The sequence below is a fragment of the Klebsiella sp. GB_Kp056 genome, from assembly GCF_040064755.1.
GTDB classification, from domain to species: Bacteria; Pseudomonadota; Gammaproteobacteria; order Enterobacterales; family Enterobacteriaceae; genus Klebsiella; species Klebsiella quasipneumoniae.
On the sequence record NZ_JBEAJA010000021.1, the window covers coordinates 1 to 13,641 of the forward strand.

General features: G+C 51.3%; 14 protein-coding genes, 3 tRNA genes and 1 pseudogene. 10 read left to right on the forward strand and 8 right to left on the reverse strand.

Going from position 1 to position 13,641, the window contains the following annotated elements; genetic code table 11:
- The 6 genes and pseudogenes from ABLV52_RS00650 to ABLV52_RS00675 all read left to right on the forward strand — a co-directional run.
- A pseudogene (locus ABLV52_RS00650) lies at positions 1-833 on the forward strand (hypothetical protein); the annotation flags it as partial.
- Positions 834-835: 2 nt separating this feature from the next.
- Entirely contained in the window at positions 836-1,765 is a 930-nt protein-coding gene (locus tag ABLV52_RS00655) for a hypothetical protein (protein WP_348889872.1), read from the forward strand.
- A gap of 667 nt (positions 1,766-2,432) precedes the next feature.
- Positions 2,433-2,798, forward strand: coding sequence for a hypothetical protein (locus ABLV52_RS00660; protein WP_348889873.1), 366 nt, complete (start codon positions 2,433-2,435; stop codon positions 2,796-2,798).
- Positions 2,799-2,801: 3 nt separating this feature from the next.
- Positions 2,802-3,290: a hypothetical protein gene (locus ABLV52_RS00665; protein WP_023289952.1), complete on the forward strand. Its 489-nt coding sequence runs from the start codon at positions 2,802-2,804 to the stop codon at positions 3,288-3,290.
- A 574-nt stretch (positions 3,291-3,864) separates the two neighbouring features.
- Positions 3,865-4,254 carry a hypothetical protein gene (locus tag ABLV52_RS00670; RefSeq protein WP_181939569.1) on the forward strand — a complete coding sequence of 130 codons (390 nt, stop codon included), beginning with the start codon at positions 3,865-3,867 and terminating at the stop codon, positions 4,252-4,254.
- 73 nt (positions 4,255-4,327) lie between these two features.
- Positions 4,328-4,618 carry a hypothetical protein gene (locus ABLV52_RS00675; protein ID WP_348889874.1) on the forward strand — a complete coding sequence of 97 codons (291 nt, stop codon included), beginning with the start codon at positions 4,328-4,330 and terminating at the stop codon, positions 4,616-4,618.
- Here ABLV52_RS00675 and ABLV52_RS00680 read toward each other — a convergent pair.
- From ABLV52_RS00680 to ABLV52_RS00690, 3 genes are all read right to left on the reverse strand, one after another.
- Positions 4,607-4,683, reverse strand: a tRNA-Val gene (locus ABLV52_RS00680). The two genes, ABLV52_RS00675 and ABLV52_RS00680, sit on opposite strands and share 12 nt — an antisense overlap.
- Before the next feature lie 4 nt (positions 4,684-4,687).
- Positions 4,688-4,764 (reverse strand) — tRNA-Val (locus ABLV52_RS00685).
- A gap of 4 nt (positions 4,765-4,768) precedes the next feature.
- Positions 4,769-4,845: transfer RNA gene (locus tag ABLV52_RS00690), tRNA-Val, on the reverse strand.
- 253 nt (positions 4,846-5,098) lie between these two features.
- Between ABLV52_RS00690 and ABLV52_RS00695 the strand changes: the two genes are divergently transcribed.
- Positions 5,099-5,677, forward strand: coding sequence for a TIGR00730 family Rossman fold protein (locus ABLV52_RS00695; RefSeq protein WP_348889875.1), 579 nt, complete (start codon positions 5,099-5,101; stop codon positions 5,675-5,677).
- Between the two features lie 140 nt (positions 5,678-5,817).
- Here ABLV52_RS00695 and asr read toward each other — a convergent pair whose 3' ends face one another.
- Positions 5,818-6,111 carry an acid resistance repetitive basic protein Asr gene (gene asr / locus ABLV52_RS00700; protein WP_064154508.1) on the reverse strand — a complete coding sequence of 98 codons (294 nt, stop codon included), beginning with the start codon at positions 6,109-6,111 and terminating at the stop codon, positions 5,818-5,820.
- Positions 6,112-6,288: 177 nt separating this feature from the next.
- On the reverse strand, positions 6,289-7,662 hold the full coding sequence (gene mdtK / locus ABLV52_RS00705) for an MdtK family multidrug efflux MATE transporter (RefSeq protein WP_049014242.1): 1,374 nt from the start codon (positions 7,660-7,662) through the stop codon (positions 6,289-6,291).
- A 229-nt stretch (positions 7,663-7,891) separates the two neighbouring features.
- Here mdtK and ABLV52_RS00710 point away from each other — a divergent pair, with 229 nt between their 5' ends.
- Positions 7,892-8,527, forward strand: coding sequence for a riboflavin synthase (locus tag ABLV52_RS00710; protein ID WP_023289947.1), 636 nt, complete (start codon positions 7,892-7,894; stop codon positions 8,525-8,527).
- A 36-nt stretch (positions 8,528-8,563) separates the two neighbouring features.
- Here the strand turns inward: ABLV52_RS00710 and cfa are convergent, their stop codons facing one another.
- Together cfa and punC are read right to left on the reverse strand one after the other, a co-directional pair.
- On the reverse strand, positions 8,564-9,712 hold the full coding sequence (cfa, locus tag ABLV52_RS00715; protein ID WP_023289946.1) for a cyclopropane fatty acyl phospholipid synthase: 1,149 nt from the start codon (positions 9,710-9,712) through the stop codon (positions 8,564-8,566).
- A 294-nt stretch (positions 9,713-10,006) separates the two neighbouring features.
- Positions 10,007-11,188 (reverse strand): purine nucleoside transporter PunC, encoded by a 1,182-nt coding sequence (punC, locus tag ABLV52_RS00720; RefSeq protein ID WP_348889876.1) that lies wholly within the window; start codon positions 11,186-11,188, stop codon positions 10,007-10,009.
- A gap of 112 nt (positions 11,189-11,300) precedes the next feature.
- Between punC and punR the strand changes: the two genes are divergently transcribed.
- Complete coding sequence (gene punR / locus ABLV52_RS00725; RefSeq protein WP_348889877.1) at positions 11,301-12,212, forward strand: DNA-binding transcriptional activator PunR; 912 nt, start codon at positions 11,301-11,303, stop codon at positions 12,210-12,212.
- A gap of 18 nt (positions 12,213-12,230) precedes the next feature.
- Here the strand turns inward: punR and purR are convergent, their stop codons facing one another.
- The gene (purR, locus tag ABLV52_RS00730; protein ID WP_004202888.1) at positions 12,231-13,256 is read right to left on the reverse strand and encodes an HTH-type transcriptional repressor PurR; all 1,026 of its coding nucleotides are present in this window, start codon (positions 13,254-13,256) and stop codon (positions 12,231-12,233) included.
- Positions 13,257-13,551: 295 nt separating this feature from the next.
- Here purR and ABLV52_RS00735 point away from each other — a divergent pair, with 295 nt between their 5' ends.
- Positions 13,552-13,641, forward strand: coding sequence for a YnhF family membrane protein (locus tag ABLV52_RS00735; RefSeq protein WP_004152976.1), 90 nt, complete (start codon positions 13,552-13,554; stop codon positions 13,639-13,641).

Below are 13,641 nucleotides of genomic sequence, written 5' to 3' on the forward strand. Positions count from 1 at the left end.
GGTTTTATAAGGATCTGGACTCGCTGGAAGTGAAATACTGTGAGAAATGGCAGGCAGACCTGGAGTGGATGAGTAAGGTACCGCCATTTGATAAGGATGAAGCAGTGTGGCATTTTCATCCGGTGGTGTTTTTAGATTCTCTGGCAGAGAAATTAGATCTAATTAATGTTGATGCTTTTATTTCTCAATATGAAAACGAACATGTTTCCTTTGCTCCGGGTACGCCGATTCTATCCCAAGGTTCAAAAAACAACTTGCGTAAAATTTTGGAAAGCATAAATGAATTTTATCCTAACCATATGGAGTATAAGCCAAATTTATATGGTATTTCTTATATGCTAGCTACAGCGAGACATGAGACATATTACTTCCCAACAGGTGAGTATTTTAGTGAACAGCCAGAGGTAGGTGGGGTGAGTTATTTTGATAAATACGATCCAATTCTTGCAGTGACACAAGTATTAAAGAATAGAGCAATAGCTAACGGCAATATGCAGCAGGGCGATGGGTATAAATATCGAGGTAGAGGTTGTGTGCATCTTACATGGAAGAACAATTATCAGAAAGCGAAAGATAAATTCGGTGTGGATTTTGTGAATCAACCAGAACTTGCGGCTGATTTTAAGCATGCTGTGCCAATTATGATTTGGGGTATGGAGGAAGGTATATTTACTGGGAAAAAACTTTCCACATATATGATTAATAATGGAATGGATTATGAGAGTGCGCGGCAAGTTATTAATGGCAGTGATCAAAAGGTTTTAATAGCTTCCTATGCTAAAAAATTGCAATCTATTTTAGAAAGCACGTCCTCTATTCCCAATGGATATTGAATATGAATAAATGTATTTTTTTTATTGGTGTTTTTTTTAGTGGATGTCCCATGCTTAGTTTTGCGGATGGCTCGGTAACTTATGGGTATGATCAATCAAATAATTTAATTTATGCAAAAAAAGACGGTAGGGAAAATGTATTAAAATTTAATGAGGATTATACGGGTAATCCATCCTACTTATTTGATTTTTTTTCAGGTTCCCCTGCCATTGTAGTTGATAGTAGATCTCTTCATGATTCTACCGTTTATGCCACATTGAAATATGATGGTAGTAAATTTTTGATTGATTGTTTATATTTGAATGTAAAAAATAAAAAGAATGGAATCTTGGTTAAAGAGGGGGAGTGTAACTTAGATATGTCGCCAGTGGAAGGTTATGCTGATTTTATAGAGAAAAAAGTAGGTAAAACAAAATATGACATGGATTCAATAGATACAAACTTAATCTTAAATGGCAAAAAAAGTTATCTACCAATTGTTATTTATAATAGCAAGGATGAATTGGTATACCAATTTTATGGTAATAAGCAAGCATTACTGGATGACAATTATTCTGTTATTTATTTAAGTGAAAATGGTAGGTGCAAGGTTTTTGTGAATTCTCCATGGATTATATATAACAAGAATGACTCAGGGCGGGTAGAAATTATGAGTGAAGAAATTTCAGATGGCAAGATTGAACTAATCAAATCAGTCCCAAATATAGAAGATTCAAATAAATGCTCTGTATATCCTGCAATAAGTGTCATAAAACCTAAATCCTATTTTTATGATTCTTCGTTCAAAATAAAAAAATCTTACCTTGTTAAAGGAGATAAAGTTAATTTGCTATCTATAAGTGCAGATGTCAAATGGTGTAATGCAAGATATATTAATATTAAAAATATAGCTAGTGATAACATCATGTTGTGTGCGGATCTCAGTATTTAGTTTGTTCTCGCTGTCTTTTTTACGTGAGCATCATGTGGACGGATGTTGCGCTATAGCAGCAGCTTTGTGCTGGTGAAGTCGCAGTGCCAGCCCGATCCGCAAAGGGAAAAAGCTGGCTGGCGTTTTACAGCCTGTATATGCATTTGGCCCCGGTGTCTGATTATCCTTCATCTCCTTGTTATAAAGTCAGGGATGGACACGGTGGCATACTGTTACGCCAGTATAAAAACGGACAATACTGCTTACCGGAGGGGGAGTCGGATAACGGTGAAGCCGGGACATATTCTGCTCCGGAAAAACGAGAAAGAGCCTGAACGCAGGCGACCATTTTGTTTTTTCCCGGACGGGGCGGTTTTACTTCACGAAGAATGGCAAAGCCACTCTGACAACATTTGGCCTGGCCCGTTTACTGAAAGATGACGTCCCGGGCAAAGAACAGTAGTGGGTAACGCTGGATCCGGAACTGATGGAGCCGGATGGTGAAATGCAGGCGCTGATGCTGGGGTGGATACAGAGGGCAAAACAAAAAGGCGCTTTTGACTCTGTGGCGCTAACTCCGACATAGTACGAGGGCGATTCAAGTAAGATGCTAATATGTAAGGTCAGCGCCGGAACGCCCGTCGGATTTATGGGCTGTACGGAGTCGCCGGGTGAGGGGAATCAACTTGTGGACAAGGAGTGGTTTGTCCATCTGGAAGTGCTGAGTACAGATCCAAACATGCCAGGATTTTTAGCCAACCCTGAAAAAGTGAAAGGTGATAAACGGCCCGTTCTTTTTACTAATAAACATAATGAAATGAATCCGGATGATAAGAGAGACTTTGTCGAACAACCTGATCTAGTGATAAGTAATACTGAATATGGTGTAGAGTCAGCTTTTTCCTTTTGGGTAAGTAAAGGACTAAACAAAACTGCCAGAGCATTGAGTGTGCAAGAAGTCACGCAAATAGTTAATGGTGGGCAGAATGGTTACCCTGATCGCCTACAAAGGTTTAATGCAATGGCCCCATTATTAAGAGTCGATAAGGAGTGATTTATGCGTGGCTTTATTTTTGGCTTATCTTTGTTGATTTCTTCTTTTTATGCACTAGCTAAAACCGACATAGTACAAGGGCCATTTAAGTTAGATGCTAATGATAGTGTTTATATTAAGAGGGAGGATGATGCTAATTATCCATTAGCTCTTTATTTCAAAGCTAATGGTAATAGTATCAAAGTGGAGTCTTATGAGGTCGATGGTGGTGAACCTCATGTAGAAACAATTTTTTTTACTAAAATAAACAATAAAAAAAATATAATTGTATTAATCTCATGGGAACAACGGCACTCTGCGGAAAAAATAAATGGAACTGCGTATCAGGTTTATGGTTATAACTATAACCTTAATAGCCTTTCTATAAATCCTTCTATAAAAAAAGACCAGAATCTCAACGGCCTCAATGGAGAATTTAATGGTGAGGAGTTACATTTCAAATATAAAAATGCAACAGAAATCAAGACATATCTACAATCCCATTATAAATAATTCCGGAAAGCTTTGGTACGACTCGTTAAACTAAAGACACATCCAACTGACAACTAACCCTGTTAAGGAGAAATCTGTATCTCTGTCCGTAAAGAGGGAAATAAATTCTGAACGAATAAGAAACGGGATACGGCTGAATTATTTTATGGGTTTAGAGCAATGCTCTCTTGAAACCTATAAAAATGAAGATGCGTATTTGAATTATTTATATAACGCCATAGTTACAACATGTCCTTAACTAAAAGAAAACATAAAAAACACGCAAAGATCCTGGATTAAAGCCAGGGATAGTATATGTGCATATACGTCAGCTGATGGTGAGAAATTACAGATTTATAAAAACTCATGCTTGTACGAACAGACATATGAACGCAATCGAGAATTGAAAGCTATCTTATCAAAACAGAAAGTTGAAATGCCACATGAAAATAGAACCTCAAACTCCTTTTGGGATGAGTATGTGCAACAGCATTGTATATTTATGAAGGACAAATTTTCTGATAATGATTGTATGAAAAGAAATGAATTCCTTCATATTCATGAATGAGATTAGTTGTCACAATTGATATAAGCCATGGAGGTGCTGAGCACCGACCCGAACATGCCGGGATTTTTAGCCAACCCAGAGAATGTGGAGGGCGGTAAACGGTACGTTCTGGTACCAAAGGGAAAATCCCTGTTTACCCGCCAGGATGCCGCGGGACAGCCGGTATTTACCCCGACATCGGCGAGGCTGGGCGCACAGTGCCAGCTCTCCCGGGGAGCAGCAACGCCCGTCGCGGATGAGTCACAAAAATGGTGGTATAAAGTCAGCGGCAGTGGCTGGTTACCACAAAATGATGTTGAGGAAGTTAACCAGTACGATTTAGAGAAACTTGGGTTTCAGGCGCTGGAGGAAAGCAGCGGGGGCGATGTGATGAACAGCCCGTATGAGAGATGGATCTCCAGGCGTTTGGGGCGATAAGCCGAACAGCTGAACAGGGCGCGGGTATCAGTACGGTCTGGTAGCACAGTTATATCGTGACCTGATGGTGGAGATGGACAGCAACCGCGACGGGAAAGTGACAGGAGAGGAAATCAGACAGGCGCTGGCAGTGCGAGATCCGCTGGTGAAGAACGTAGTCAACCGGCTGGTAGTCAAACATCATAGCGAATGGTATGGGGGCCGCTCGACAGGGCGCTGGGATGGGTTTTATAAGGATCTGGACTCTCTGGAAGTGAAATACTGTGAGAAATGGCAGGCTGATCTGGAGTTCATAAACAAAGCGCGTTATTTGACAAGAACGAGGCTGTGTAATCAGGGAGGAAAAACAGCTTGGTGCGTCTGAATGGACTCGAACCATCGACCCCCACCATGTCAAGGTGGTGCTCTAACCAACTGAGCTACAGACGCATTATGGTGCGTTTAATTGGACTCGAACCAACGACCCCCACCATGTCAAGGTGGTGCTCTAACCAACTGAGCTATAAACGCATAATGGTGCGTTCGATTGGACTCGAACCAACGACCCCCACCATGTCAAGGTGGTGCTCTAACCAACTGAGCTACGAACGCAATGTTGTGGTGACAACGGGGACGCATATTAGCGGCAGGCAGGGGATGTGGCAAGAGGTAAACGTCACTTTTCTTGTACATTGCTTGCGATTGCGGATCTTTTACCCATTCCGGCGATATTTTACTGAACCACAAGGATATTTCTTCGCCAGCAGGCGCCTCGCCTCTCTTTTCTCCGCGGGTCTCAACCTGCGCACAAAGGTTGCCGTTGTGTTAAATTATCGCCCACCAGAAGAGAGGAGTAATAACGAAGATGAAATCGATAGGTATTTTCTGCGGTTCTTCAGCTGGCGAACATCCGCTGTATCTCGACACTGCCCGACGGGTTGGCCACACGCTGGCGCAGCAGGGACTGGCTGTTGTCTATGGCGGCGGCAAAGTTGGCTTGATGGGGGCGGTTGCCGATGCGGCGCTTGAGGCCGGCGGCGTGGTGATTGGCGTAATGCCGCGCGGCCTGGTGGAGCGGGAAATTGCCCACCGCGGGTTGACGGAGCTGCATGTGGTTGAGGATATGCACGAACGAAAAACCAAAATGGCGGCGCTGGCCGACGGCTTTATTGCTCTGCCGGGCGGAGCGGGGACGCTGGAAGAAATTTTCGAACAGTGGACCTGGGCGCAGCTGGGCATCCATGAAAAACCGTGCGCATTTCTGAATATTAAAGGGTATTACGATCCGCTGCAGGCGATGGTCAATAACATGGTGCGGGAAGGGTTTATGCACCCGCGCTACGCCGAGATGCTGCCGTTTGCTGCCTCGGCAGAGAAGATTATCGCCGGTTTTCGCGACTATACGCCGCCGGCGCGTAAATGGGTTCAGCAGCCCGCTATTTAAACATCAAGCGAAGGGTAAACAGCGCGCAGACGATGAGCAGAACCAACAGCAATTCGAAGCGATAACGTTGCAGCATGATGTCCTCCTGAAAAAAAACCGGCGCTATTCAGCGCCGGTTTATCACCTTAACGCTCTGACCGTTATGCCGCCGGTTGTACCGCCGGTTTGGCTGCGTGGTGCGCCGCTTTGTGGTGCTTCTTCGCCGCCTGGGCTTTCTGCGCTACTGCCGGTTTCGCTGCGGCTTTGTGGTGTTTCTTCGCTGCCTGGGCTTTCTGTTCGGCTGCCGGTTTCGCCGCCGCTTTATGATGTTTCTTGTGATGAACGGTGGTGTGGCTGGCTGCGGCAGCCGGGGTGGTGGTCGCGGCATCGGCGGCGAAAGCAACAGATGACAGACCCATAGCAGCGGCAACAACCAGAGCTAATACTTTTTTCATGCTGAAATCCTCGAATTGGTTTCCTGAGTAACCCCACTGCGGGGCTGTTGGCCACACTATATGCATCTCCGGGGCGCTCATCAGTGAGTCTTTGGTGTCGGGGAGTAACGGAATGTACAACGCCGGAACAAAATTGAAGAAAGAAAAAGCCCGCCGGGGTGGCGGGCTTTGGCAGGGTTAGCGCGCGGCGCGCTGTAAGATAGTGCTGGAGGGCTGGCGCTGCAGAAAACGCATCCGCAGCATCATCATAATGGCGGCGGAGGTCAGGCCGATGATAAATCCGCACCAGAAGCCGGCGGGCCCCATGCGGGGGACAATCACGTCGGTCAGCGCCAGCAGGTAGCCGCTGGGCAAACCCAGCACCCAGTACGCGGTAAAGGTGATAAAAAAGATAGACCGCGTATCTTTATAGCCACGCAGGATACCGCTGCCGATCACCTGAATGGAGTCGGAGATCTGGTAGACCGCCGCCAGCAGCATCAGATGCGAGGCCAGCATCACCACCTCAGGGTTATCGTTATACAGCAGGGCAATCTGCTTACGCATCAGCACGGTAAAGATAGCGGTAAACACCGCCAGACAGACGCCCACGCCCACGCCCGTGCGGGCGGAAACCTGGGCATCGATCGTTGAGCCCTGGCCGAGGCGGAAGCCGACGCGAATGGTGACCGCGGCCGCCAGCGACAGCGGCAGAACGAACATCAGCGAGCTGAAGTTCAGCGCAATCTGGTGGCCGGCGACGTCAATGATCCCGAGCGGAGAGACCAGCAGCGCGACGACGGCAAACAGGGTCACTTCGAAGAACAGCGCCAGGGCGATGGGCAGCCCCAGCTGCACCAACCGCAGCAGAACGGCGAAATCGGGGCCGCTGAAGCCCTCCACGCAGCGGATATCGCGCATCGAACGCGCCCGGCGCACCCACCACAGCATGCTGGCGAACATCACCCAATAAACGGAGGCCGTCGCCACGCCGCAGCCGACGCCGCCCAGCTCCGGCATGCCAAAATGGCCATAGATAAAGATGTAGTTCACCGGAATGTTGACCAGTAAACCGATAAAGCCCATGACCATCCCGGGCTTGGTTTTCGCCAGCCCTTCACACTGGTTACGGGCGACCTGGAAGAACAGGTAGCCCGGCGCTCCCCACAGCAGCGCGCGCAGATAGCCAACCGCTTTCTCCGCCAGCAGCGGATCGATGTTGTGCATGGAGCTGATGATATACCCGGCATTCCACAGCACGATCATGATCAGCACCGAGACCAGCCCCGCCAGCCAGAAGCCCTGACGCACCTGCGGCGCGATACGCTCCCGCCGCCCGGAGCCATTGAGCTGCGCCACCACCGGGGTCAGCGCCAGCAGCAGCCCGTGGCCGAAGAGAATGGCCGGTAGCCAGATGGAGGTCCCGATGGCCACCGCGGCCATATCGGTGGCGCTGTAGCCGCCCGCCATCACGGTATCGACAAAACCCATCGCCGTCTGCGCCACTTGCGCAAGAATGACGGGTATAGCCAGAGCTAATAACTGACGCGCTTCAATGAAATACTTCTGCACGTGAACACCTTTGTATTGTTGTTTTTTTGAGACTAAAAAAGCCGCCGTAACTGGCAGCAAGGGGATAAAAATGAGGAAATTCCAGTCTATTGTAGCGAGGATTAGCCATTAAGCCAGTGAAAAAAGAGTCGAGGCACGAAGCGCGCTGGCAACCGCTCAGCCCTCCTGTTATTGTTCCCGATAGCGAAAACGGTAATGATACCGTCATGATTTTCAACAGGAGCCAAACATGTTTACTGGTATTGTTCAGGGAACCGCGAAAGTGGTCTCCATTGATGATAAACCCAATTTTCGCACCCACGTGGTGGAGCTGCCGGCGCATATGCTGGAGGGGCTCGAAACCGGGGCATCGGTAGCCAACAACGGCTGCTGCCTGACGGTGACCGACATCAACGGCGCGCGCATCAGCTTCGATCTGATGAAAGAGACGCTGCGGATTACCAACCTCGGCGATATTCAGGTCGGGGATGAAGTCAATGTCGAGCGGGCGGCGAAATTCAGTGATGAAATCGGCGGGCATTTGATGTCCGGCCATATTATGACCACGGCGGAAATCGTGAAGATCCTCACTTCCGAAAATAACCGTCAGATCTGGTTTAAAGTACAGGATCCGACGCTGATGAAATATATCCTTTATAAAGGATTCATCGGTATCGATGGCATCAGCCTGACGGTAGGCGAGGTGACGGCAACCCGATTCTGCGTGCATCTTATTCCGGAGACGCTGCAGCGGACCACGCTGGGGGCGAAGAAGCTGGGTGACCGCGTCAATATCGAGATCGACCCGCAAACCCAGGCGGTTGTCGATACGGTTGAACGCGTGCTGGCGGCGAAAGAGGTCGCGGCTAAGGTCAGTGAAGCCTGACAAAAAATCCCCCGCCGGTGAGCGGGGGAGTGTTTTTTAACGGGCGACGCGCAGTCCGTGTTCAATCCCGCGCGAGAACACCACCTGCCAGAGCTGAATGTCGCGGGCGCGGAAGGCGCCGGCGCAGGCGTTCAGGTAATAACTGAACATGCGTTTGAAACGCTCAGAATAGTTATCGGCAATTTCCGGCCAGCTGGCGAGGAAACGCTCATACCAGGCCATCAGGGTGGTGTCATAATCGGCGCCGAAGTTGTGCCAGTCTTCCATCACAAAGTGCTTCTCGCTGGCATCGGCGATCTGCCGTACCGACGGCAGGCAGCCGTTGGGGAAGATATATTTATTGATCCACGGGTCAACGTTATGGTCGGTGACTTTGGAACCGATGGTGTGCAGTAAGAAGCGGCCGTTGGGTTTCAAATTACGATCGGCGACCTCAAAGTAGGTGGCGTAATTTTTGGGACCCACGTGTTCGAACATGCCGACGGAGACGATGCGGTCGAAGCTGTCGTGCAGATCGCGATAATCCTGAAGACGAATATCCACGTCAAGGCCATCGCAGCGCGCCTGGGCCATCTTTTGCTGTTCGGCGGAGATGGTCACGCCGACAACGCTCACCTGGTAATTCCGCGCCATATATTCGGCAAGACCGCCCCAGCCGCAGCCGATATCCAGCACTCGCATGCCTGGCTCGAGCTCCAGCTTACGGCAGATGAGATCCAGCTTATCCTGCTGCGCGGCTTCGAGGGTCTGCGCCTCTTTCCAGTACCCGCAGGAATATTGCATGTAGGGATCCAGCATCCGGCTGAAAAGATCGTTGCCGAGGTCATAGTGCTCTTTGCCGACGATCCAGGCGCGTTTTTTACTTTGCAGGTTAAACAGGCGAGCGCCTGCGATGCGGAGTGTGTCTTTGAAATGGTGAGGGAGTTGTTTTTCCAGCCCGGCGCGGAGCACTTTATGGAAGAATATATCCAGACGCTCGCAGTCCCACCAGCCGTCCATATAGCTTTCGCCTAAACCCAGCGACCCCTCCTGCAATACGCGTTTAAAAAAAAGAGGGTTTTTAATCCGCAGGTCTGACGGCGCGGAGCCATTGATTTCAATTCCCGCACGGCCCAACAATTCAGCTGCAATCCGGTACCAGTCATCATTTGGTACACTTACTTCTTCTATACACGATGAACTCATAGCTTCTCCATCACGCCCAAGTGATCAGAACCTTAAAACAGCGTAGACGCTTTTTTGGCTTTGTGAGAAATCTCACGGATAATCCGTGAAGTCGCTATCCGACGTAGAACAGAGGAAGGGAGATAACCCTTGCCGAAAGGCCTTCCATGGTGAAACGGAGGCATCCTGCATCCGTTAATCTGTTAAATATTTTTTATTTATGTGAACCCGGATCCAGTATAGGACGCTAAGTACTGGCTTTCAATAAAAATATCTTAGCGTGCTAACCACTGGTCCGGGCTCTGGCGACGGGCGTCAGGCGTGGGAAGAGTGGGCCGCCAGCGCTGGCGTCTGCTGCAGGCGATAACCCACTCCGGCTAACAAAATAGAGACCAGCATCACGCTGGTGGTGGTCAGCAGCGGCGTGGCGATCAGCGCGGAGACTAGCAGGCTGGTCAGGAAGCACAGGCCAAGCTGGAGGGTGTTCTGCAGCGCCGCCGCGCGGCCGGTTGCCTGCGGGAAAGGCTTCAGCGCCTGAGCGACCACGATGGGGTAGATCCCGCCGTTGACCACCGCCATCAGGCAGAACGGGATCATTAACGCTACCAGCGAGGCATGCGTTTGCAGACCCACCAGCCAGGTGGCGGCGACGCTGACGGCGAAGACCACCAGCAGCCACGGGAGCATTTGATGCCCGGACCATTTTTGCAGCAGCGCGCGACAGCCATAGCCGCCCACCAGAAAAGCGATGGTCTGCGGGATATAGCTCAGGCCGATGGCGGTCGGGCCGTAGCCCATCTCATGAAGGATAAACGGCGAACCGGTAAGCCAGGCGAAGAAGCTGGCGGAGCAGGCGGCGTAGATCAGGACGTTGCCGCTGTATTCCCGGGAGCGCAGCAGCGCCAGAAAAGTGATTTTCTTTTCAGCCACTGTGGCCGACTTAGCGGCGGCCCTAAGGCGCAGGGCAGGCAGCATCAGCAGCAGAGTGATGGCAAACAAGGTGGCGAAGATGGCTTGCCACTCGAAGTGTACCAGCAGCCAGCTGCCCAGCAGCGGGGCCAGCGCAGGGGACAGTCCTACCAGCGGCATAATAGTGGCGAAGATGCGGTTGGTGCGTTGGGCGGGATAGTAATCGGTCACCATCGCCTGCCAGGTGACCGCCGCGGCGCAGACGCCAATCGCCTGCAGAAAACGCAGCGCCAGCATCAGCGTGGCGTTCTGCACCCACAGCATTCCCAGGCAGCCGACCGCGAAAATCGCCAGGCCGCTCAGCAGCACCGGTTTGCGCCCGTAGCGGTCTGACAGCGGCCCCCAGAAGAGCTGGCCCAGCGCGAAGCCGGCGAGGAACAGGCTCAGGCTGGCGCTAATGGATGCGGCGGAGGTGTCGAGATCCTGCTGCATGGCGGCAAATGCCGGCAGGTACATATCGGTGGCCAGAAAGCCCAGCACGCTCAGGCCGGCCAGCCAGACTAAAAATCCTTTCCCAGGTTGTGACATAACGTTCTCATTTTTGGAGTACAGGTACGATGCCGCAGAGTGTAGGGAGTGCATTGTGGCTTGTGAAACGCTAATATTTGTCACATGCATTCAAAAATTTTGCAGGCAGAAAATGTGGTCTGAATACTCTCTGGAAGTGGTTGATGCCGTCGCCCGTAACGGCAGCTTTAGCGCGGCGGCGCAGGAGCTCCATCGGGTGCCTTCCGCCGTCAGCTATACCGTGCGTCAGCTCGAAGAGTGGCTGGCCGTCCCGTTGTTTGAGCGCCGTCATCGTGATGTGGAGCTGACCCCCGCCGGGGTCTGGTTTTTACAGGAAGGGCGCTCTGTTATCAAAAAAATGCAGATCACCCGCCAGCAGTGCCAGCAAATTGCCAACGGCTGGCGCGGGCAGTTGTCGATCGCGGTGGACGATATCGTGAAACCCGCGCGGATGCGCCAGATGATCGTGGATTTTTATCGCCATTTTCCCGACGTCGAGCTGATCGTTTTTCAGGAAGTGTTCAATGGCGTATGGGATGCGCTGGCCGACGGCCGCGTGGAGCTGGCGATTGGCGCAACGCGCTCTATTCCGGTCGGGGGCCGCTATGCGTTCCGCGATATGGGGATGCTGAGCTGGGACTGCGTGGTGGCGAGCGATCACCCGCTGGCGAAGATGGCGGGGCCGCTGAGCGACGATGTCCTGCGCAACTGGCCGTCGCTGGTGCGGGAAGATACCTCGCGTTCGTTGCCCAAACGGACAACGTGGCTGCTGGATAACCAGAAGAGGGTGGTGGTCCCCGACTGGGAATCGTCGGCAACCTGTCTGTCGGCAGGGCTCTGCGTCGGCATGGTGCCAAGCCATTTCGCCCGGCCATGGGTGAATCGCGGCGAGTGGACCGCGCTGGCGCTGGAAAATCCGTTTCCGGATGCGGCCTGCTGTCTGACCTGGCAGCAGAATGATGCTTCACCGGCGTTAAACTGGATGCTGGACTACCTGGGGGACAGCGACACGCTGAATCGGGAGTGGCTGCGGGCGCCGGAGTGATCCGCGCCCGCCAGTGCTTTAGCGACGATAGTCGACAAACGGGCCATCCGCCACCGAGCGGCGTTCGACCAGCCGAGGGTGCACTTCAATAGACTGCGACTCTTCGCGCTTGTTGACGATACGATCCAACAGCATATTGAACGCGGCTTCGCCCAGTGAATCTTTCGGCTGATGAATGGTGGTTAACGCCGGGCTGAAATAGCGGGCGTTGCGCACATTATCATAACCGATCAGCGAAATGTCCTGCGGCACGCGCAGCCCCATTTCATCCGCGGCGCAGATAGCGCCCATCGCCATAATGTCGCCGCCGCAGAAGACCGCCGTTGGACGGTGTTGTTGGCTCAGGATCTGCTGCATGGCGCGGTAGCCGGACTCCGGCTCGAAGTCGCCCTGTACAATCCAGTTTTCCGGCACGCTGATATGCGCCTCTTTCATCGCCTGCATGAAGCCGGCCAGTCGCCCCGCGCCGGTGTTGCGCTCCAGCGGGCCCGGGATCACGCCGATTTCGCGGTGACCGCGTTCAATCAGGTAACGTCCGGCGATATACCCGCCCTGGAAGGCGTTATCGATTACCGCATCGGTAAAGTCGGCTTTTGCTTCGCCCCAGTCCATCACCACCATCGGAATATGGCGATACTCTTCCAGCATGCTCAGGACGGAATCCGGGTATTCGGAACACATCACCAGCAGACCGTCGACGCGTTTTTGCGCCATCATCGACAGATAGGCCCGCTGTTTTTCCGGGTCGTTCCAGGCGTTGCCGAGAATCAGGGTATAGCCCTTCTGGAAGCAGCTCTTTTCAACGGACTCAATGATTTCAGCGAAATAGGCGGCTTCGCTACTGGTCGCCAGCAGGCCAATCGATTTTGTATGATTGACTTTCAGGCTGCGGGCCACGGCGCTCGGCGAGTAGTGCAGCTCTTTAATCGCCGCCCATACCGCATTGCGCGTCTCTTCGGCAACGAAACGGGTTTTGTTAATTACATGTGATACAGTTGTAGTGGAAACGTTTGCGCGCTTCGCTACATCTTTAATAGTTGCCATTACATCTCACTCCATGCCTTGACCTGATCGCCTGATCATCGATACGTAAACGTTTGCCTACACACACCCTGAATACAATTTTCAACATTGCATCACGTCGGGAAAACGACACAGAACGACAGGAAGGGGTCAATGGCCGATACGCTTTTAAATTAGCGTGGGATTTTGTCCGATCTTGGGGCAAAGTGGAAGAGCAAAAATGTGCATCGCCCTAAATCCCGGAAGATTTTTGCGATTTTTTGTGCAAAAATGAGCAAGCTCACTTTTGGTGTGGGGATAACAAGAGGGAAAAATGATGGATACCAATTTAAAGTTTTCGCTGATCACCACGATTATTGCCCTCGGCGTGATCGTCGCATTCAGCCTGACCGCCATACTGCACTAA

Coding starts and splice junctions, on each gene's coding strand:
- asr (WP_064154508.1), bottom strand. CDS start 6,111: ATGAAAAAAGTATTAGCTCTGGTTGTTGCCGCTGCTATGGGTCTGTCA.
- ABLV52_RS00655 (WP_348889872.1), top strand. CDS start 836: ATGAATAAATGTATTTTTTTTATTGGTGTTTTTTTTAGTGGATGTCCC.
- ABLV52_RS00735 (WP_004152976.1), top strand. CDS start 13,552: ATGGATACCAATTTAAAGTTTTCGCTGATCACCACGATTATTGCCCTC.
- punC (WP_348889876.1), bottom strand. CDS start 11,188: ATGTCACAACCTGGGAAAGGATTTTTAGTCTGGCTGGCCGGCCTGAGC.
- ABLV52_RS00665 (WP_023289952.1), top strand. CDS start 2,802: ATGCGTGGCTTTATTTTTGGCTTATCTTTGTTGATTTCTTCTTTTTAT.
- purR (WP_004202888.1), bottom strand. CDS start 13,256: ATGGCAACTATTAAAGATGTAGCGAAGCGCGCAAACGTTTCCACTACA.
- punR (WP_348889877.1), top strand. CDS start 11,301: ATGTGGTCTGAATACTCTCTGGAAGTGGTTGATGCCGTCGCCCGTAAC.
- cfa (WP_023289946.1), bottom strand. CDS start 9,712: ATGAGTTCATCGTGTATAGAAGAAGTAAGTGTACCAAATGATGACTGG.
- ABLV52_RS00670 (WP_181939569.1), top strand. CDS start 3,865: ATGGAGGTGCTGAGCACCGACCCGAACATGCCGGGATTTTTAGCCAAC.
- ABLV52_RS00675 (WP_348889874.1), top strand. CDS start 4,328: ATGGACAGCAACCGCGACGGGAAAGTGACAGGAGAGGAAATCAGACAG.
- ABLV52_RS00695 (WP_348889875.1), top strand. CDS start 5,099: ATGAAATCGATAGGTATTTTCTGCGGTTCTTCAGCTGGCGAACATCCG.
- ABLV52_RS00710 (WP_023289947.1), top strand. CDS start 7,892: ATGTTTACTGGTATTGTTCAGGGAACCGCGAAAGTGGTCTCCATTGAT.